Genomic DNA, 20,409 nt, shown 5'->3' with positions numbered 1-20,409 from the left:
AATCCGCCCCAGTAACCGCGACGGAACGAACACGTAACACCGGCCCCAGGCGCGGGTGGGGTCAGCCCGACCGGAACGTCCAGGTGCCCGATCCGACGGTGCGGACCTCGTCCGACCCCGGCACGTGCACCTCGGCGGTGCTGCCCGGCGGCACCGTCACGGTCAGGGTGACCTCGCCGTCCTCCTTCACCCACCCGGTGCGGACCTCGCCGTACGGGGTCATGCGGGTGCCCGAGGCGCTGGTCAGGTCGCCCACCACGGCCGGACGGATCACCAGCCTGCGCCAGGCCACCGAGTCGGGGGCCTGCTCGATCCCGGCCAGCCGCTCGGTGAACCAGGAGTCGATCGAGCCGAGCATGAAGTGGTTCTGCGACTGGCCGCTGCCGCCGTCCCACATCTCGCCGAGCGCGGTGTTGCCGTGCACGACCTGGTAGCCGTAGCTGGGGCTGTCGGTCTGCGTGGCGATCTCGTAGACCACGTCGTCCCGCCCGGCCCGCGACAGCACCCGGAACGCCGCCGGCAGCGAGATCTCGCCCAGCAGCAGGTGCCAGCCGGCCGCCTCGATGTCGGCGACCAGGCCGTCCAGGATCCGCCGCCGGTGCTCGGCGGGCACCGCGCCCATGTCCAGGGCCAGCGCCGTGGCGCCCATCCCGCCGCCGCCGAACTCGCCGGTCTCCGGCTTGTACTGGGCGTTCCACAGCGCCTGGGCGGACTGGGCGGCCTTGGCCCGGTACTGCGCGGCCTCGGCGTCCCTGCCGAGCGTGTCGGCGATCTTGGCGAGGGTGTCCAGCACCCGCCAGTACCCGTAGGTGCCCGACACCACCTTGGGGAACGTCCGGTCCGGGGTGATCCAGTCGCCCAGGGTGTAGTCGAGCAGACCGCCCTTGACGCGCGTCTCCAGGTGCGCCAGGTAGCGCCGCATCGCCGGGTAGTGGATCCGCATCGTCTCGGTGTCGCCGTAGGCGCGGTAGAGCTGCCACGGCACCACGACGAACGCGCCGCCCCAGTTGGCGTCGTCCCGGTAGGTGCCCGCCAGCGTCACGTAGTCGGGCACCGTGGAGGGGATCAGCCCGGTCTCGGTCTGTGCGTCGGCCATGTCCTGCACGACCTTGCGGAGCATGGCGTGCACGTCGTAGTTGGCCGCCAGCGCGTCCCCGACCAGGTGGGTCTGCTCCAGCCAGCCGAGCTTCTCGCGGCTGGGGCAGTCGGTGAACACGCTCATCATGTTGCCCTCGATGGCGCGGCGGACCAACCCGTGGATGCCGTTGATCAGCTCGTTGGAGGAGGTGAACGAGCCCGCCGGGGCGTTGTCGGCGTGCAGCACGTGGCCGCGCACCGAGATCGCGGCGCCCTCGGGCAGTCCGCGGACCTCCAGGTAGCGGAAGCCGTGGTAACTGAACCGCGGGTGCCAGGTCTCGGCCTCGCCGCTCCCGGTGGTGTACTCGTCCCAGATCGGCGCGCCGACGTTGCTCTTGAGCTGGTAGGGCCGCCCGTCCTTGAGGCTCTCGGCCGGGACGATCCGCACCGGGGTGCCCTCGGGCGCCCGGACGGTGATCTCGGGCCAGCCGGCGATGTTGCGGCCGACGTCGAAGACCTTGTAGCCGTCGCCCTCGCCGACCAGCCTCCCTTCGAGGGTGTCGATGATCCGGACGGGCTCGGCGACGCGCCCGGTGAGCGCGGCGGTGGGCGAGCCGACCGTGACGGCGTTCCGCCAGCCGGGACGCTCGGCGCCGGGCCTGTCCCAGCCGGGGGTCCGGCGGCGGGCGTCGAAGTCCTCGCCGCCGTACCAGTTGGAGAACGTGGTCGGCCCCAGCGTGGTCTGCCAGTCGGCGCCGCTGGTCACCCGTACCGTGCGGCCGTCCTCCAGCGTCACCTCCAGTTGCGCGGTGAGCATGGGGTCGCTGGTGGTGCGGGCGAACTTGCGGTACCGGTCGGCGGTGGAGATCACGTTGGCCGGGCCGTTGCCCAGCTCCAGGCCGATCGCGTTGGCGCCCTTGCGCAGCAGCTTCGTCACGTCGTACGTGGCGTACTGCACCCGGTCCTGGTAGTTGGTGTTGGCCGGTTCCAGCACCGCGTCGCCGACCCGGCGGCCGTTCAGCCCGACCTCGTAGACGCCCAGGCCGCTGACGTACAGGCGGGCCTGCCGCACGCCGCCCGGCAGCGTGAAGTCCTTGGCGAACTGCGGCATCGCCACCGGCACCGGCGACTGCGGCGACTCGTTGTCGGTGATCTCGGCGAGCCTGGTGTACGCGCCGTCGACCGTGTCGGAGGCCGACACGGTCAGGTCCGACGGGAAGTACGGGACCTGGCCGGTCTCGGCGGGCTGGTCGGTGCGCGGGTACAGCAGGATCTGGTCGAACGTCTTGGCGGACTTCAGGTCGATGGTGAGGGTGATCGGCTTGCCGGAGACGTCGGCGGAGTCGTACGCCGAGCTGGACCAGCCGGCGAACTCCTGGTTGCTGGTCTGCGTGCCGTCGGTGAGGTAGCGGGGCGCCCACTGCCGGTTGACGAACCCGCCGGTGTCGGACGGGGTGACGGTGGTGCCGGCGGCGTGGTTGGCGTCGGGGTTCGCCGAGTCGCGGACCTCGATCTCCGCCAGTTGCAGCCGGTGGGTCCGCCCGCCGAGCTGCTCGCGCAGCGGCAGGCCGAGCTCGGTGACGTCGATCCTGACGTACCGGGCGGTGGTCTTGGGGACCTTCACCACCAGCGGGGTCGGCTGCTTCTGCGAGAACCGCCAGTCGGGGTGGGTGATCCAGTCGGCCGACCAGTCGCCCGAGCCGGTCAGGCCGGTCTCGAACCAGGCGGGCCTGGACCAGCCGGAGGCGCGCCCGCCGGTCCACACCCGCACCCGCCAGTGCACCCGGGTACGGCTGCCGATCCTGCGTCCGGCGTAGTCGATGCGCTGGGCGGACGAGGCGACCCGGCCGGAGTCCCACAGGTCGGGCCGGCCGCCCTCGAGCCGGTCGAGGCTGGTGGCGGCCTGCACCTGGTAGGCGGTCTGCGCGACGTTCCGCCCGCCCGGTCCCAGCCGCCAGGTCAGCGGCGGGGTGGTGTCGTCGATGCCGAGCGCGGTGCGCAGGTCGGCGGTGCGCAGCCCGGTGGCCCGCACCGCCGCCTCGGCCAGCGAGACCGGTGCGGGGGCGGCCAGCGTCAGCGCCACCGCACCGGCGACGATCCCGCCGCCGCGGCGTGCGAAGGGGTGAAAGCGCATGGGGGCTCCTTAGCTCTGCGAGGCGTGCAGGTCCCGGATCGCGGCGGCGTCCAGGGCGTGGTCGTAGATCCGGAAGTCGCGGACCCGGCCGTGCAGGTAGGGGTGCCGCGAGTCCTGGGAGCGGCCGAGGAAGTTCTGCGAGGTGGCCCCGAGGACCAGCGGGCTCATGATCAGCCCGTCCTTGCGGCCGGCCTCGGCTCCGTCGAAGTACAGGACGGCGGAGTCCCCGCCGACCACGACGGCCACGTGCAGCCACTCCCCGACCGGCAGGGTGCCGGAGGCGTCGGCGAAGTCCTCGCCCTCCATGCCGTAGGTCCTCATGGAGAAGCGGGTGCGGCCCGAGCCGGTGCGGGAGTTGACGTAGAAGAACGTGCGCCGGTTGAAGCCCAGGTCGAACACCCGGGCGTTGTTGGTGAGGGTGTCGGCCCGCACCCGCACCGCCACGGTCAGCTCGTCCAGCCCGGTGATCAGGCCGCGCGGCAGCACGACGTGCGCGCCGGTGCCGTTGAGGGCCACTCCCCCGTCCTCGGCGAGGGCCGCTCCCCCGGCCAGCACCGCGTCGGCCCACGTTCCGGTGGCGTCCTTGAGGGTGCCGTCGAGGGCGTAGTGCGCCACCAGACGGGGACCCCGCCGTGGCGCGGGGGTCGCCCAGTAGACGGTGTAGCGCTGGTGGTGGACCTCGGCGAACGGCATCAGCGTCACCTCGGCGCCGTCCGCACGGGCGGTGTAGCGCAACGGCTCGCCGGTCTCCCGCAGCGACCGGGGGTCGATCGCGGGGAAGGTGTTGGGCTCCCGGTCCCCCAAGGCCCCGGCCAGCACGACGGGTCCGTGGGTGATGGCCTGGATGTGGGGGTTGTCGGGGGCCTTGCGCCACACCGGGGCCATCGGCATGGTCATCTCGACCACGTCGCCCTCGCGCCAGCGCCGTTCGATGGTGGCGTACCGGCCGGGATGCGCCTGTACCGGCACCGCGGCGCCGTTCACCCGGATCCTGGCGTGCTGTCCGCGCGCCCCCAGCCAGCCGGGGACGCGGAGTTTGAGGGCGAAGTCCCCCTCCCCCTCGGTGACGGTGATCCGGGTGGTCTCCGCCTTGGGGTAGGCGGTCTCCTGGCGGATGCGGACACCGTGCCGTTCCCAGGTGGCCTCGGAGGGGATGAACAGGTTGACGTACAGGGCGTCGCCGGACTGGAAGTAGATGCTGTCGGCGAACTTGGTGTGCGTCTCCATCCCCGTGCCGTGGTCGCACGAGAAGTTGTCGTAGTCGCTGCTGTAGCTGCCGGGGGCCGACACCAGGCCGCCCTTGCCCTGCCGCTGCGACCCCGGCCACAGGCCCGTGTAGTAGGTGCAGAACCCGTGCTCGGAGTCGGGGTCCTGCTCGCCGAGCATCTGGTTGTGCAGGGTCTGCTCGTAGTAGTCCATGTACGCCGCCCGGGACGGGTCGTGCATGAACAGCAGCCGCGAGAGCTTGAGCATGTTGTAGCTGTTGCAGTTCTCGCAGTTGGCGTCGCTGAGGCGGCTGACCAGTTCGCCGGGCGGGCCGAAGAACTCCTCGTTGCTGTTGCCGCCGATCACGTACATGTGGTGGTGGACGACCGTGTCCCAGAAGAACGCGGCGATCCGGTGGTAGCGGTCGATCCCGGTGGCCTCGTACTCGCGGACCGCGCCGACGATCTTGGGGATCTGGGTGTTGGCGTGCAGGCCGGCGAGGGCGTCGCGGCCCTCGGCCAGCGGCCCGAACACCTCCTCGTGGTCGAACCGCCGCGCCGTGCGCAGGTGCACCGGGTCCCCGGTGAGCAGGTACAGCTCGGCGAGCACGTCGTTCATGCCGCCGAACTCCACGTGCAGCAGCCGCTGCATGGTCGCCTCGTCCAGACGCGAGCAGCGGGTCTCCACCCAGGCGGCCATGCCCTTGAGCACGTCGAGGGCCTGCCGGTTCCCGCTGAGCCGGTACTGGTCGAGCAGCCCCGCCATGATCTTGTGAATCGTGTAGTAGGGCGCCCACGGGTTCCCGCCGGCCTCGAGCTGCACGAAGACCGACTCGGGGAACGCCGACAGGTAGCCGGGGGTGAATCCGGCGGCCGGTGCGGCGGCCTGGCACCTGGCCAGCTCCGCCACCAGGTGGCGGCCCTTGGCGGCGTGCTCCTCGTCGCCGGTGTTGGCGTGGGCCTGCGCCAGCGCGGTCAGCAGGTGCCCGGTGGAGTGGCCGCGGAGCTGGACGTTCGGGGCCTCCCAGCCGCCGCACGGCTGGGCGTCCGAGGGCAGTCCCACGTTCAGCCGGAACGTGTGCAGCAGCCGGTCGGGGTCGATGAACTTCAGGTAGGCGCAGGTGCGCGCCATGTTGTCGCGGAACGGGCCGTCCAGCAGGGTGACCGCCGACAGCGGCAGCGGCGACAGCTTCGGGGTGTGCGGGGCGGGGGTGCGGGCGGCGGCCGGGGCCGCGCCGGTCAGGCCGACGCCCAGCGCGGTCGCGGTGACGCCCGTCGTGCCCAGGAACGCGCGGCGGGTGAACGGGGCCGTCATCAGTCCCCCAGCCGGTCGGCGGTGACGGTGTGGCGACCGGCGGGCAGCCCGTCCAGGTAGACGTACTCGCCGTCGCTGCTTGCCCCGTACGCCTTGCCCTTGTGGCCGTTCCACACCAGGCGGCCGTCGACGAAGACCTTGATGCGGGCGCCGAGGGTGGGCACGCCGACGCGGCCGGTGGTGCCGCGCGGCGCGGTGAGGGTGGCGCGGTAGACGCCCGTGTCGCGGTCCAGCCGCCAGGACGCTTCGATGCGGCCCTGCGGGGTGGTGATGCGGCCCCGCGCGAACGTCAGGTCGGCCGGGTGCGGGACGAAGTCGTAGGTCCGGCCAGCGGGCGCGGTGGGCTTGAGGCCGAGGACACTGAACGTCAGCGCCGGGGTCGGCCCGGTCGCCCAGGCGTGCGCCAGGCTGACATAGGAGCTGCAGAAGACGCAGGAGTCCTCCAGGTTGCGGAACGACTCCCAGAAGGTGCTCTTGGTGCCCTGCGGGTGGTCGAGCATGTAGCCCCACTGGCGGCGGATGATGTCGACGCCCGCCTGGTCGGCCTTCTGGCCGCCCGCCACGAAGTGGGCGTTGACCTCCATCGAGCCGGAGAACACCCCGGGGTTGCCCTTGTTCTCGGGGGCGGTGGTGCCGATCGGGGACCAGTTGCCCTTGAGCTTCTCGCTGATGCGGCGGGCCTTGCCCTGGTCGGCCAGGCCGTACCAGACGGCCAGGGAGTTGCCGTCCTGGGCGTGGATGGTGGAGTCGGGGTAGAACTTGTACGCCCCGGCGGCCTCGTCCCACAGGTGGGTGTCGATGGCGGTGCGCAGCGCGTCGGCCCTTGCGGCGTAGTCGGCGGCCCGGCCGGCCTCGCCCTGGGCGGCGGCGAGCTGGGAGCCGGTGGTCAGGACCCGCCACAGCAGCACGTTGGCGATGAGGTTCTCGCCCTTGGCCAGGATCCGCACCGAGTCGGAGGTGCCGGTGATGGACAGCAGGCCCCGGGCGTTGACCTTGGCCAGGCTGTAGTCGACGGCCTGGGTGTAGTCGTCCCACACCTGCGCCAGCCATGCCCGGTCGGCGGTGTAGAGGTAGTAGTCCCAGGAGGCCGCCAGGGTCCACAGGTGGTAGGTGTCCGAGCCGTACTTGTTGAGCATCGGCCCGGCGTACGGCAGCTCGCCGGTGTCGCGCTGGTGCAGGTAGACGGTGGTGAGGGCGTTGCGGGCCGACTCGGTGTCGTTGAACGCGGCGTAGGCGGCGGGCACCTCGACGCCCAGGTCGCCCGGCCACACGGTGCGGTCGCGCTTGGCGCCGTCCACCAGGATCGTGTCGCCGACCCCGACGAGGCCGCTGTTGTCCCACGCGGTGGCCGGGGCCTCCCAGATGCGGCCGGTGCGCGGGTCGATGGTGTTGAGCTGGATCGTGTACGCGCCCGCGTACCAGATCCGGTTGAGCAGCTCGTCGCTGGAGTAGAAGTAGTTGGCGTAGTCGCGCAGGTCGTCCATCTCGGGGGCGGCGGTGAAGTGGGCCGACACGCCCTCCAGCTCCACCGACCCGGCCGACTCCATGAACAGCGTCAGGTAGCGGAACCCGCCGCGCAGGTACTTGGCGGGCATCGTGTAGGTGGTGGCGCCGTCCACGTCGGCGTGGATCGCGCCGTCACGGCTGCGGGGGCCGCCGGTGGACGCGTCGGTCTGGATCCCGACGTACTCCGACGACTCGCTGAACGCCAGGCCCACCCGCTGCGGGCCGTCCGATCCGGCGAACCGCAGCGTGACCAGGCCGGTGACGTCCTTGCCGAAGTCCAGGGTGAGGTACGAGCCCGCGCCGGACAGGCGGGTGCGTCCGCCGTCGAGGACGGCGGCGGGGTCGGTGACGGTCCCGTTGGTCCTGAACACCGCGGCGGGCTTCACCGTGCGGGAGGCCGGGGACAGGTTGTAGACCTGCCACGGGGCCTTGGCCGCGGGCGCCGACCGGGCGGCGGGGGCGCCGCCGAGGAACACCGGCAGGGTGAGCGCGGTCACGGCCAGCGCAGCCGTCGCGGTACGGCGGGCCGATACTCTTGAGGGCATGGATTCCTCGCATTCCTGCTGCTAGGGGGCGTGCGGAGGGATTCACCGAGGCGGGAGGGCGGGGCCGACGCCCTCCCGCCTCATGTATGCGCGGTCTCAGACGCGCACGGTCGTCTCCCCGTACGGGACGAGGCGGACCGGGCCGATCAGGCCGTAGCGCTGCCGGGTGGCGACGCCGTAGACGGCGGGGTCGCTGACCCGCAGGCGGTTGAAGAGTGTGGTCGCCACCTCCACTTCGATCGTGTTGGCTCCCGGACGCAGGTGGTCGCCGATGTCCAGGACCGGGTTGAGCTGGTCCACCGGCGGCAGGGCACGTCCGTTGACCTTGACCCGGCAGGTGTCGGTGACCTCGCCGAGCCGCAGGTACGCGCCGTGCGAGCGGGTCCAGCCCTCGTCGAGGTCCACCGTGGTGCGGTAGACGCCGACGCCGGAGACGTCCTCCAGGCCGGGGATCTCGGTCCACGGCTTGAGGGCGTCGAGGGTGACCTCGTGGGTCTGGGTGACCGTCTCGGTGGGCGTGGCGCCGGGCCGCCAGTCCTCGACCGTCAGCGTCCAGGAGGTCAGGTCCACCGGTGCGGGCACCGCCGCGATGGCGGCCTGGGCGGTGCGGCCGTCGGACAGCGTGACGGCGTACGTCCCGGCCTGGGCGGCGCGGACCGCCAGGCCGCGGTCGGAGTAGCGGACCTCGTCGGCCTGGGTGCTGACGGCGTGCACCCGCCGCCGGGCCCCGTCGCCGAAGTGGCCGGGGCGGGCCAGCACGACGATGGTGGACTCGCTGGGCTGCAGCGCCACCCGGACGGTGACGGTGCCGCCGTCCTCCTCGTAGACGGCGATCCGCTCGATCTCGCCGGTCCAGGCGTCCAGCCGGTACGGGACGGCGTCGCGGTCGCTGCGGGTGAGGGTGACCTTGTGGTCGATGGCGGCGACCGGCGGCCTGACGGTCTCGGCGTGCTTGCCGTTGACGAAGTAGTAGAAGTCGACCTCGTCCTCCACCCGGTGGGCGTACAGGAGGGTGGACCGCTGCGCGTACCGGACGTCGGGCCGCAGCCCGAGGGCCTCCAGGGCCTGCGGGGTGGACGGCCGGTCGGGGACGTTGCGGACCTTCGGCTGCCGGAACAGCTCGGCCAGGATCGCCCGGAGCCGCTCGTTCTCCCCCTCCTCGGCGATCCCGGGCACGGTGGCGGCCGACCAGTCGCCGATGAAGATCAGCGGCAGGCCCTGCCTGGTCCAGCGCAGCAGCCGTTCGGCGGTGGCGACGGGCAGGGTGCGCTCGTTGCCGCCGTGGATGTCGTGCTCGACGACCAGCACCTTGTAGGCCGGGCCCTCGGGGGCGAGCCGGCCGCCGGAGACCTCGGCCGGCGGCAGTTGCAGGACGGGGTCGCTGACGAGCTGGTGGGTCCAGCCGAGCGGGACGCCGTCGGAGGTGAACCAGCCGGCGCCCAGCCCGGTCTTGGTGCGGCCCTTCTGCCGGTAGACCGCCACGTCGATCTTGTTGACGCCCGCCTGGGTGACCTGGTGGACGCGGGCCAGGTAGCCCGCGACGTCCTCGACGTGCCGCCAGGTCGGGTGACGCGGCCCCCACGACTCGGAGAACCCGATGCCGCCGTTGTAGGGGGTGAACCCGGCGAACCCGGGCCAGTTCACGCCGGGCGCGGTGGCGTAGGAGAAGCCGTGCAGCACCGTCTGGTTGAGCCCGGCCGCGTACGCGCCGCCCATGGTGGACAGGAACCTGTCCCAGGTGACGCTGTAGGCGGCGCCCTGGTACGCCCCGGCCTCCGAGGACAGGATCTTGCGGCCGGCCAGGTCCCGGCCGCCGGCCAGCGCCCGGTAGTCGTCGAGGTTGCGGAAGCCCAGCGACTCGCCTTCGGGGATGTCGACGATGGCGGCGTGCTCGATGGCGTCGGTCTCCAGCCCGTACGGCTGGGAGCGGAACTGCAGTCCCAGCGAGTGCGCCCAGTCGGTCAGCGCCTCGAAGTGGTACTCGCTGAACAGGTCGGACACCGTCAGCCAGTAGTCGTGCCGGGCGTGCCGGGTCAGCTCGGCCTGGTAGGTGAACACCGGGTTCTCGTCGTACCGGACGATCACCGGCAGGTAGCGGTGCAGGGCGTAGCCGCGGCGGCGGGCGAACTCGGCGTCCAGGCCCGGGGTCCAGTTGAGGGCCTGGGTCTCCAGTTCGATGGAGTCCTCGAACAGCGCCCCGCCCGCCTGCTCGAGCAGCCTGCGGATCCGCGGGGTCAGCAGCCGCTCCTCCCAGAAGTCGATGACCGCCTGGGTGCCGGCCCTGCTGAAGTGGTCGACGACGTAGGACTCGGGGCTGGAGTGCGGGCCGGACTCCGGCTGCTGCCCGGAGCCGCGCTCCCAGTACGACAGCAGCACCCAGGTGCCGCCTTCTGGAGCGCTCCATTCGATGCGGCCGTCCTTGACCAGGCCCGTGAGGTCCTGCCAGGAGTCCAGGGCCAGGCCGGTCTCGTTGCGGGTGGACAGGGCCGGGTCGATCCGCACCGCGTGCACCCACAGCAGCTTCTGCCGCGTCACGCCGTGCTCGGCGGCGGCGCGGGCGGCCGGCACCGGGCCGCTGTAGGTGGTGCCGCCCGCCACGTCGGCCCGCCCGTAGGCCAGTTCCTTGACCGCCTCGGGACTGTCGGGGGTGATGGTGGGCACGGCGGCCGGCCAGGCGGGACCGATGGTCAGGTCGACGGTGATGCCGCGCTTGCGGGCCTGGTCGAGCGCGGCCTCGACCCCGGCGTTCCAGGCGGGGGTCCCCCACCCGTACTTCCCGGGGTCCAGCACCGACTTGTCGCGGATGCTGTGGTGCACCGCGACGATCTCGGCCCCGCCGAACCCGGCGTCGGCGATCTGGTCGATCTCCCGCCGGATCTCCGCCGGATCCACCTGCCCGTCCGGCCACCACCACCGGAACCTGGGCCGCACCGCCGCCGGAGGCCGGGCGAACCGGACGGCCGCCACCGGACGGGAGTCCGCCGCCGCGGCCGGGGGGCGCACCGCCCCGGGCAGCGCCGCGACGGCGCCCGCCGCCAGCCCGGCCTGCAGCACCCGTCGCCGGGTGAACGTGTATTCGTTCATGGGGTCCTCTGCTGTCGCTTCAAACGGTTGAACTGGAAGGTCGGGACCGTCGCGGACGACGTCACGTGGGGTGGAGGGGCCGTCCCTGGGCGCCGGACCCGGGGACGGCCACCGAAAGGGTCAGCGCGCGGTGAAGGTGAGGCGGCCGGAGCCGGCCTCATGGACGGCATGGCCGTCGCGGCACTCGATGAGACGGGCCTGGCCGGGGCCGGTGATACGGACGTCGTCGGCGGAGCGGGCCGGGACGCGCACGTTGACGGGGATGTCCACGGCCGGCCGGACACAGCCGGGGCCGGTGCGCCGATCGACGCGCACCTGGCCGCGCCGGACGGGCACGACGCCGTGGCACCTTCCAGTCCGGTGCGCGGCGGGCGGCCCCGCCTTCATGCCCAGGCTCGCGATGCAGGCGGTGACGCGTTCCCGGTCGGCTGGCGGGAACGGTCGCCGGTCGTCGGATCGGCGGGGGTCTCGGGGGCGTGCCCGGCGGCGGCCGGCGCCGGGGAGGACGCCGTGATCAGGGCGACGGTCGGGGCCTTTCGGGGCGCGTCAGGGCGCACGGGATCACCTCACGTGGTGGGGGGTGGGTGCGCGGCGGCGTCACCGCGCGGGAGAACGTCGTGGAGGTGTCGGTACGGGCGGTGGAAGGCGGCGGAACGAGATCCCCCGATCGGTCCCGCGACTGTCGGATCGGCTGGTGCGACGGGACCGGCGCGGCTCCTGCGCGACCGGCACCGGTCCCGTCGGGCTCTGGAGGCGAAACGGAAGGTGCGAACGGAAGGGCGTCAGCGGAGGAAGGCCGCGGCCACCCCCGCGTCCACCGGGACGTGCAGGCCGGTGGTGTGGGTCAGGTCCCCGCCGGTCAGGGCGAAGACGGCGCCTGCGACGTGCTCGGGCAGCACCTCGCGCTTGAGCAGGGTGCGCTGGGCGTAGAACTCGCCGAGCCGCTCCTCGGGCACCCCGTAGACGGCGGCGCGCTGGGCTCCCCACCCGCCGGCGAAGATGCCCGAGCCGCGCACCACCCCGTCGGGGTTGACGCCGTTGACCCGGATGCCGTGCTCGCCCAGCTCGGCGGCCAGCAGCCGCACCTGGTGGGCCTGGTCGGCCTTGGCGGCGCTGTAGGCGATGTTGTTGGGCCCGGCGAACACGCCGTTCTTGGAGACGATGTAGACGATGTCGCCGCCCATCCCCTGGTCGATCATGATCCGGGCGGTCTCCCGGGACACCAGGAACGAGCCGCGCGCCATCACGTCGTGCTGGACGTCCCAGTCCTGCGCGGTGGTCTCCAGCAGCGGCTTGGACAGCGACAGCCCGGCGTTGTTGACCACCAGGTCCACCCCGCCGAAGGCCAGCACCCCGGCCCGGACCGCGGCCTTGATCTGCTCCTCGTCGGTGACGTCCACGCCCACCGCGATCGCGACGTCGGCGCCGCCGATCTCGGCGGCGACCTTCTCGGCGGCGGCCAGGTCGCGGTCGGCGACGACCACGCAGGCGCCCTCGGCGGCCAGCCGCCGGGCGGTGGCCGCGCCGATGCCCGACCCACCGCCGGTGACCAGCGCGATCCGGGTGGCCAGCGGCTTGGGCTTGGGCCGGCGGCGGAGCTTGGCCTCCTCCAGCTCCCAGTACTCGATGCGGAACTTCTCGGCCTCGTCGATCGGCGCGTACGACGACAGGGCCTCCGCACCGCGCATCACGTTGATGGCGTTGACGTAGAACTCGCCGGCCACCCGCGCGGTCTGCTTGTCGGCGCCGAAGCTGAACATCCCGATGCCGGGCACCAGCACGATCGCCGGGTCGGCGCCCCGCATCGGCGGGGAGTCGGGGGTGGCGTGCCGCTCGTAGTAGGCGCGGTACTCCTCCCGGTACTCCTCGTGCAGCTCGGCGAGCCGTTCCCGGACGTCCTCCAGCGGCGCGGTCGGCGGCAGGTCCAGCACCAGCGGGGCGACCTTGGTGCGCAGGAAGTGGTCCGGGCAGGAGGTGCCGAGGGCGGCCAGCCGCCGGTGCTCGGCGCGGGACACGAAGTCCAGCACCACGTCGCTGTCGGTGTAGTGGCCCACCTGCGGCCGGTCGGTGGACACCAGCCCGCGGATCAGCGGGAACAGCTCGGCGGCGCGGGCGTGCCGCTCGGCGGTCGGCAGTGGCTCGAAGCCCTCGATCACCGGGCCGAACGGCTCGGGCCGGCCGTGCCGCTCGATGTACCGCTCGGCGGTGCGGATGATCTCCAGCGAGTTGGCCTGGCACTCGGCGCTGGTCTCGCCCCAGGCGGTGATCCCGTGCCCGCCCAGGATCACCCCGATGGCCTGCGGGTTGTCCTTCTTGATGGCGGCGATGTCCAGCCCGAGCTGGAACCCGGGCCGCCGCCAGGGCACCCACACCACCCGGTCGCCGAAGATCCGGCGGGTCAGCTCCTCCCCGTCGGCGGCGGTGGCGATGGCGATGCCGGAGTCGGGGTGCAGGTGGTCGACGTGCCTGGCGTCGACCAGCCCGTGCATGGCGGTGTCGATGGACGGCGCCGCCCCGCCCCTGCCGTGCAGGCAGTAGTCGAACGCGGCGACCATCTCGTCCTCGCGCTCGACGCCGGGGTAGACGTCCACCAGGGCGCGCAGCCGGTCCAGCCGCAGCACGGCCAGCCCCGCCTCGGTGAGGGTGCCCAGGTCCCCGCCCGAGCCCTTCACCCACATCAGTTCCACGTCCCGGGCGGTCACGGGGTCGGTGACGGTGCCCTTGGCCGAGGCGTTGCCCCCCGCGTAGTTGGTGTTGCGCGGGTCGGAGCCCAGGGTGCGGGCCCGTTCGAGCAACTGCTCCACCTCGGGTGGAGTGGCGGTCATCATCTGCTCCTTCGCGTGATCGGCGAGCTTGTCGGCGAGCGTGGGTCGTGGGCGGTCAGGCGCCCCAGCCGGCGGCGGTGCCGCCCCGGCGTTCGGCGACGACCTTCTCCAGGTAGCCGGAGCGCAGGTAGGCGGCGATCGGGTCGGGGTCCAGGCCCATCTCCTCGCGCAGTTCGGCCAGCAGCGGGCGCACGTCGGTGTTGTAGGCGTCCATCAGCACCGCGTTGGCGGCCAGCACGTCCCCGTCCTGCTGGGCCTTGCGCAGCGCGTCGGCGTCCACCAGCAGCGCCTTGGCGGTGGCCTCCTGCACGTTCATCACCGAACGGATCTGGCCCTGGATCTTGGGCTCGATGTTGTGGCACTGGTCGAGCATGAACGCCACCCCGGCCTCGGGCTCGTGGCCGCCGGCCCGCACCACCTCGTGCATGATCCGGAAGAGCTGGAACGGGTCGGCGGCGCCCACCATCAGGTCGTCGTCGGCGTAGAAGCGGGAGTTGAAGTCGAACCCGCCGAGCCTGCCCTCGCGCAGCAGGAACGCCACGATGAACTCGATGTTGGTGCCGGGGGCGTGGTGTCCGGTGTCCACCACCACCTGGGCCTTGGGGCCGAGCCGGACGCAGTGGGCGTAGGCGGTGCCCCAGTCCGGCACGTCGGTCACGTAGAAGGCCGGCTCGAACAGCTTGTACTCCAGCAGGAACCGCTGGTCGTCGCCGAGCCGCTCGTACACCGCCGACAGGGCCTCGGCGAGCCGGTCCTGGCGGGCCCGGATGTCGTCCTGGCCGGGGTAGTTGGTGCCGTCGGAGAACCACAGCTTCAGGTCCCGCGAGCCGGTGGCGTCCATGATGTCGACGCACTCCAGCAGGTGGTCCAGCGCCTTCCGGCGGACCCTGGGGTCCGGGTTGGTGACGCTGCCGAGCATGTAGTCCTCGTCCTGGAAGACGTTGGAGTTGATCGCCCCGATCCGCACCCCGCGCTCGCGGGCGTACTCGGCGAGCGCCGCGTAGTCGTCGACGGCGTCCCACGGGATGTGCAGCGCCACGCTCGGCGCGACCCCGGTGTACTTGTGCACCTGGGCCGCGTCGTCGATCTTCTCCTGCGGGGTGCGCGGCACGCCCCGCTGCGGGAAGACCTTGAAGCGGGTGCCCGAGTTGCCGTACGCCCACGACGGCGTCTCGATGTGCTGGCGGCGCAGGGCGTCCTTCACCGCGCGGATGTCGCTCATGGGTGCCTTTCTGGGAGCGTTCGGTCGAGCCTTCAGTCGAGATGGAAGACCTCGGTGAGGGGGGTCATGCCTTCGTCGGGACGGCCGTCGAGATCCTCGAAGAACGGCGCCATCTCGGCCTGCCAGCGGGCGTTGACCTCGGTGGCGGCCATCGCCTCCCTGGCCGCCTCGAAGTCCTCGGTCTCCAGGTAGCCGACCAGCAGGCCGTCGTCGCGCAGGAAGAGCGAGTAGTTGCGCCAGCCGGTCTCGCGCAGGGCGGCCTGCATCTCCGGCCACACCTGCCGGTGCCGCTCCTTGTACTCCTCGATCCGGTCCGGCCGGACCTTCAGCAGGAAGCAGACGCGTCGCATGCGGGTCCCTCCCGGGCGCCCGCCCCCGGCCGCCCGCGCAGGCCGGGGACGGGCGGGGCCGATCAGAAGTCGAACTGGTCGATGTTGGACGCCTCGAAGGTGAACGGCGGGCCGAGGACGATCTCGCCGTTGGCCCCGACGGTGCGCTCGCCGAGCCTGCCGGCCTTGAGGACCTCGCCCTGCTTGCCGGTGATCTGGCCGGAGACCAGCGCCGCGGCGGCGTAGGAGGCCAGGTAGCCCAGGTCGTTGGGGTTCCACAGCTGGAACTTCTCGACGGTGCCGTCCTTGACGAACTGGCGCATCTGGTTGGGCGTGCCGAGCCCGGTCACCACGACCTTGCCCTTGTACTGGGAGCCGGAGATGTAGCGGGCGGCGGCGGCGATGCCGACGGTGGTGGGAGCGATGATGCCCTTGAGGTTGGGGTACGCCTGCAGCAGGCCCTGGGTCTGCTGGAAGGACTTCTGGTCGTCGTCGTCCCCGTAGGCGATCTTGACCAGCTTCATCTTGGCGTACTCGGGCTTCTTCAGCTCCTCCTGCATGTACTTGATCCAGGTGTTCTGGTTGGTGGCGTTGGCGGTCGCCGACAGCACCGCGAACTCGCCCTCGCCGTCCATCAGCTCGGCCAGCAGCTTGACCTGGCTGCGGCCGATCTCCTCGGAGGCCGCCTGGTTGATGAACACGTCACGGCACTCGGGGGCGGTGTCGGAGTCGTAGGAGACCACCTTGATGCCGCGCTGGCGGGCCTGCTGCAGCGGGCCGCACACCGCGTTCGGGTCGTTGGCGGAGATCAGGATGGCGTCCTGCCGCTGCTGCACCAGCGTGTTGATGTAGGAGACCTGCGAGGAGGCCGACGCGTCCGACGGGCCGACTTCCTTGGCCTCGCCCTTGTACTCGCCGGCGGCGGAGATGCCGGCCTTGTCGACCAGGGTCAGGTACGGGTTGTTGATCTGCTTGGGCAGGAAGGCCAGCTTGATGCCCTCCTTGAGCGGCGCGTTCGGGTTCGCCGAGGCGGTCGAGGCCGCCCCGGCGCCCCCGCCGGAGTTCGCCGAGTCCTTGGTGGTGCCGCCGCAGGCGGTCAGCGCCAGCGCCATGATCCCGGCGGTGGCCACGGCCAGGAACGAGCGGGGCGCCCGCATCCGGCCCGAGGAACGCTCTTTCATGATCACTTGCCTTTCGGAGAAAACGCACCCGGGAGGGTGACGGGGGGTGGGGCGGAGATCAGGCGGGGGCGGCGGCGGGTCGCCGCCGGGCCCTCCGCTCGCGGACCACGCCGGCCAGGCGCGGGGTGAGCACCGAGACGATCAGCAGCAGCCCGGTGACGATCGACTGGATCTCGGTCGCCACGTCGTTGAGCATCAGCAGGTTGCGCAGCAGGCCGATGAGCAGCACCCCGGAGATCACGCCGCCGAGGGTGCCCTTGCCGCCGTCGAAGTCCACGCCGCCCAGCAGCACCGCGGCGATCACCGCGAGTTCCAGGCCCACGCCGTTGTCGGCGCGGGCGCTGCCGTACCGCAGCGTGTAGACGATCCCGGCGAACGCGGCCACCAGGCCGGACACCACGAACAGCACCAGCTTGATCCGCTTGACCCGGATGCCGGCGTGGAACGCGGCGTCCTCCTGGGCGCCGATGGCGAACAGCGCCCGGCCGACGCCGGTGGCGTGCAGCACCAGCGCGGTCACGACCGCCAGCAGGACGAACAGCGCGACCTGGTACGGGATCGGGGTGCCCGGCACGTTGGTGGTGGTCAGCTCGGCGTACTGGGCGGGGAACTGGGAGACGGCCTCGGTGCCGAGCACCACGTACGCCAGTCCCCGGTACAGCGACAGGGTGCCGATGGTGACGGCCAGCGACGGCAGCCCCAGCCTGGTCACCAGCAGCCCGTTGACCAGGCCGCACACCACGCCGACCACCAGCACGACCGGGACGATGGTCTCGAACGCCCAGCCGGCGTTCCACAGCCAGCCGGTCAGGGCGCCGGCCAGCCCCAGCACCGAGGCGACCGACAGGTCCACCTGGCCGCACACCACCAGCAGCGTCATCGGCAGCGCGATCAGCGCGATCTCGCCGAGGTCGCCGAGCGCGAACGACAGGTTGTCGGTGTTGCCGAAGTCCGGGGAGATCCCCACGCCGCCGAAGAACACCGCGACCAGCAGCGCGGTGACGACCACGTCCCAGCGGACGAACCGGCCCGCTCCGGCGCCCTTCCCACGCACGGTGCCCGTCGCCTCAGCCATGACGCACGTTCCTCTTCCTCAGCACCCGGGCCAGCCGCAGCGCCACCAGCCGGTCGGCGCTGATCGCCAGCAGCAGCAACAGGCCGACGATGGCCTCCTGCCAGAACGGGTTGATCTTCAGGACCACCAGCACGCTGCCGATGGTGGTGATCAGCAGGGCGCCCAGCGCCGCGCCGTACACGGTGCCGACCCCGCCGACGATGGCCACGCCGCCGACCACGACCGCGGCGACCACGTCCAGTTCCCAGCCGCGGGCCGGGTCGGCGACGACGGTGCCGAAGCGGGCCAGCCACAGCGTCCCGGCCAGCCCGGCCAGCACCCCGGCGGCCAGGTAGGCGGTCAGCACCCGGCGGCGGATCGGGATGCCGGCCAGCCGGGCCGCCTCGGGGCTGGAGCCGATGGCGTAGAACTCCCGGCCCGAGGAGTACGAGCGCAGGTAGTAGCCGACCGCCAGCATCACCGCGACGCTGATCAGCGGCAGGTACGGGATCCCCAGCAGGTCGCCGTTGCCCAGGCTCAGGATCGCGCCGGGGACCTCGGCGGCGCTGATCTGCTCGCCGTGGGCGATGTAGTGGTTCAGGCCCTGGATCACGTACAGCGTGCCGAGCGTGACGACCAGGGCGGGCACCCCGCAGAAGCTCACCAGCAGGCCGTTGACCAGCCCGCAGGCCGCGCCGATCGCCACCCCCAGCGCGACGGCGACGAGCACGCCGTGCTGGGTGCCGGAGACGAAGTCGCCGACGACGAACGCCACCAGCCCGACCACCGACCCGACCGACAGGTCGATGTTGCGGGTCACCACCACCAGGGTCTGCCCGACCGCCAGCAGCGCCAGGATGGAGGCGTTCAGGAAGATGTCCTCCACGCCCTGCGCGGACAGGAACCGCGGGTTGATCACGGTGGTCACCGCGACCAGCACGACCAGCGCCCCGAGGATCCCGGCCTCCCGGAACCGCAGCACCAGATCGATCAGCCCGCGCTCGCCGCCGCCCGCCTTCACCTTGGGCTGCGCCGGCGGCTGCTCCACGACGGCCGTCACGCCTGCCCCCCGCTCGCCTGCGGCGCGCCCGAAGGCACCGGCTCTCCTCGTCGCGTGCTCACTCGTTCCTCGCTCCGCGCGCTCCTCGTCGATCCGGCGCCGCGCGCCTTCGGCTCGCTCACGCCGCCTCCTTCCCGGCGCGCTGCCCCGTGGCGGCGGCCATCACGGACTCCTCGGTGGCCTCGGCCCGGGGGATCTCGGCGACCAGCCGGCCCTCGTGCATGACCAGCACCCGGTCGGCCATGCCGAGCACCTCGGGCAGGTCGGAGGAGATCATCAGCACCGCCATGTCCTGGGCGGCCAGTTCCGACAGCAGCCGGTGCACCTCGGCCTTGGTGCCGACGTCGATGCCGCGGGTGGGCTCGTCGACGATCAGCACGGACGGCTCGGTGGCCAGCCACTTGGCCAGCACGACCTTCTGCTGGTTGCCGCCGGACAGCACCCCGACCGGGTCCGACAGGCGGGAGAACTTCAGCTGCAGCCGCAGCGCCCAGTCGCGGGCGCGGTCGCGTTCGACCCTGCGGGAGATCAGCGGGCCGGGGCCGCTGGCCCGGCGCAGCGAGCGGAGCTGGGTCAGGCCCATGTTGCGCTCGATGGACATGTCCATGACCAGGCCCTGCTGGCGGCGGTCCTCGGGGACGAAGGCCAGCCCGGCGGCCATGGCGGCGGTGGGGCTGGCGGGCGGCAGGGCGCGGCCGTCCACCTCGACCTCGCCGGCGTCCCACCGGTCCACCCCGAAGATCGCCCGGGCGACCTCGCTGCGCCCGGCGCCGACCAGCCCGGCCAGCGCGACGATCTCGCCGCGCCGCACCTGGAAGGACACGTCGGTGAAGACGCCCTCGCGGGTCAGCCGGGAGACCTTGAGCGCCACCCGGCCCGGGGCGACCTCCTGCTTGGGGTACAGGTCGTCCAGTTCCCGGCCGACCATCCGCTGCACCAGGTCGTCGGTGGTCAGCCCGTCCAGCGTCTCGGTGCCGACCCAGGTGCCGTCGCGCAGCGTGGTGACCCGCTGGCACAGCTCGAAGATCTCCTCCAGCCGGTGCGAGATGAACAGGATCGCGCAGCCGGCCTCCCGCAGCGTGCGGGTGACCGCGAACAGCCGGGCGACCTCCTGGCCGGTGAGCGCGGCGGTGGGCTCGTCCATGATCAGGACCTTGGCGTCCCGGGAGATGGCCTTGGCGATCTCCACCACCTGCTGGTCGGCGATGGACAGCCCGCGGGCCGGCTGCGCCGGGTCCAGCGGCACGCCGAGCCGGGCGAACAGGTCGGCGGCGGCGGCGTGCATGGCCCTGCGGTCGATCCGGCCCAGCGAGGTGCGCGGCTGGCGGCCCATGAAGATGTTCTCGGCCACCGACAGGTCGGGGAACAGGGTGGGCTCCTGGTAGATCACCGCCACCCCCGCGGCCTGGGCGTCGGCCGGGCCGCCGAAGACCACCGGCTCGCCGTCCAGCCGTACCTCGCCGGAGTCGGGACGGTGCACCCCTGCGAACGTTTTTACGACCGTGGACTTGCCCGCGCCGTTCTCGCCGGCCAGCGCGTGCACCTCGCCGGCGTACAGCTCGACGGTGACGCCCCGCAGTGCCTGCACCGCGCCGAACGCCTTGCTGACGTCGACCAGCGCCAGTCTCGGCGGAGCCGGCGGAGCGGATGTGTTCACGCGCCACCCTCCTCATCCGGACCCCGATGACCGGGGTGTGAAAAACGTTTTAAGCTCACGTTGCGCAGGACGCTAGATGTGAGCCAACCCACTCGTCAAGTCCCGATCTGCGAAGATCCACCCTCTTCCGGCACGGAAGGCCCGGCGGCATCGGACCTTCCGACCGATCGGACCGAATCTCCGACCGGCAGGGGGTTGACACGTTTTAATGACTT

At 72.3% G+C, this 20,409-nt stretch carries 12 protein-coding genes; all 12 read right to left on the bottom strand.

What is annotated here, in order from left to right:
• Positions 1 to 61: 61 nt before the first annotated feature.
• The 12 genes from HNR21_RS18985 to HNR21_RS18930 all read right to left on the bottom strand — a co-directional run bounded on the left by HNR21_RS18985 (position 62) and on the right by HNR21_RS18930 (position 20,194).
• Complete coding sequence (locus HNR21_RS18985; RefSeq protein ID WP_182706250.1) at positions 62 to 3,211, bottom strand: family 78 glycoside hydrolase catalytic domain; 3,150 nt, start codon at positions 3,209 to 3,211, stop codon at positions 62 to 64.
• 9 nt (positions 3,212 to 3,220) lie between these two features.
• On the bottom strand, positions 3,221 to 5,731 hold the full coding sequence (locus tag HNR21_RS18980) for a glycoside hydrolase family 127 protein (protein ID WP_182706249.1): 2,511 nt from the start codon (positions 5,729 to 5,731) through the stop codon (positions 3,221 to 3,223).
• Positions 5,731 to 7,782 (bottom strand): alpha-L-rhamnosidase-related protein, encoded by a 2,052-nt coding sequence (locus tag HNR21_RS18975; RefSeq protein WP_182706248.1) that lies wholly within the window; start codon positions 7,780 to 7,782, stop codon positions 5,731 to 5,733. The genes HNR21_RS18980 and HNR21_RS18975 overlap by 1 nt, the downstream gene beginning before the upstream one ends.
• Before the next feature lie 96 nt (positions 7,783 to 7,878).
• Positions 7,879 to 10,866, bottom strand: coding sequence for a glycosyl hydrolase (locus HNR21_RS18970; RefSeq protein WP_182706247.1), 2,988 nt, complete (start codon positions 10,864 to 10,866; stop codon positions 7,879 to 7,881).
• A 120-nt stretch (positions 10,867 to 10,986) separates the two neighbouring features.
• The gene (locus HNR21_RS18965; RefSeq protein WP_182706246.1) at positions 10,987 to 11,202 is read right to left on the bottom strand and encodes a hypothetical protein; all 216 of its coding nucleotides are present in this window, start codon (positions 11,200 to 11,202) and stop codon (positions 10,987 to 10,989) included.
• A 446-nt stretch (positions 11,203 to 11,648) separates the two neighbouring features.
• Entirely contained in the window at positions 11,649 to 13,691 is a 2,043-nt protein-coding gene (locus HNR21_RS18960) for a bifunctional aldolase/short-chain dehydrogenase (RefSeq protein ID WP_182706245.1), read from the bottom strand.
• Between the two features lie 55 nt (positions 13,692 to 13,746).
• Positions 13,747 to 14,913, bottom strand: coding sequence for an L-rhamnose isomerase (rhaI, locus tag HNR21_RS18955; protein WP_182706244.1), 1,167 nt, complete (start codon positions 14,911 to 14,913; stop codon positions 13,747 to 13,749).
• Positions 14,914 to 14,945: 32 nt separating this feature from the next.
• Positions 14,946 to 15,263 carry an L-rhamnose mutarotase gene (locus tag HNR21_RS18950; protein WP_119730919.1) on the bottom strand — a complete coding sequence of 106 codons (318 nt, stop codon included), beginning with the start codon at positions 15,261 to 15,263 and terminating at the stop codon, positions 14,946 to 14,948.
• A 62-nt stretch (positions 15,264 to 15,325) separates the two neighbouring features.
• Positions 15,326 to 16,423: a rhamnose ABC transporter substrate-binding protein gene (gene rhaS / locus HNR21_RS18945; RefSeq protein WP_182706243.1), complete on the bottom strand. Its 1,098-nt coding sequence runs from the start codon at positions 16,421 to 16,423 to the stop codon at positions 15,326 to 15,328.
• Between the two features lie 58 nt (positions 16,424 to 16,481).
• Positions 16,482 to 17,498: an ABC transporter permease gene (locus HNR21_RS18940; RefSeq protein ID WP_182706242.1), complete on the bottom strand. Its 1,017-nt coding sequence runs from the start codon at positions 17,496 to 17,498 to the stop codon at positions 16,482 to 16,484.
• The gene (locus HNR21_RS18935) at positions 17,491 to 18,537 is read right to left on the bottom strand and encodes an ABC transporter permease (protein ID WP_182706241.1); all 1,047 of its coding nucleotides are present in this window, start codon (positions 18,535 to 18,537) and stop codon (positions 17,491 to 17,493) included. Before HNR21_RS18935 ends, HNR21_RS18940 begins: the two co-directional genes overlap by 8 nt.
• A gap of 118 nt (positions 18,538 to 18,655) precedes the next feature.
• Complete coding sequence (locus HNR21_RS18930; RefSeq protein WP_182706240.1) at positions 18,656 to 20,194, bottom strand: sugar ABC transporter ATP-binding protein; 1,539 nt, start codon at positions 20,192 to 20,194, stop codon at positions 18,656 to 18,658.
• Between the last annotated feature and the right edge of the window lie 215 nt (positions 20,195 to 20,409).

It is taken from the genome of Thermomonospora cellulosilytica (assembly GCF_014138835.1).
Taxonomy (GTDB): Bacteria; Actinomycetota; Actinomycetes; order Streptosporangiales; family Streptosporangiaceae; genus Thermomonospora; species Thermomonospora amylolytica.
This window is presented reverse-complemented; position numbering and strand designations above follow the sequence as displayed.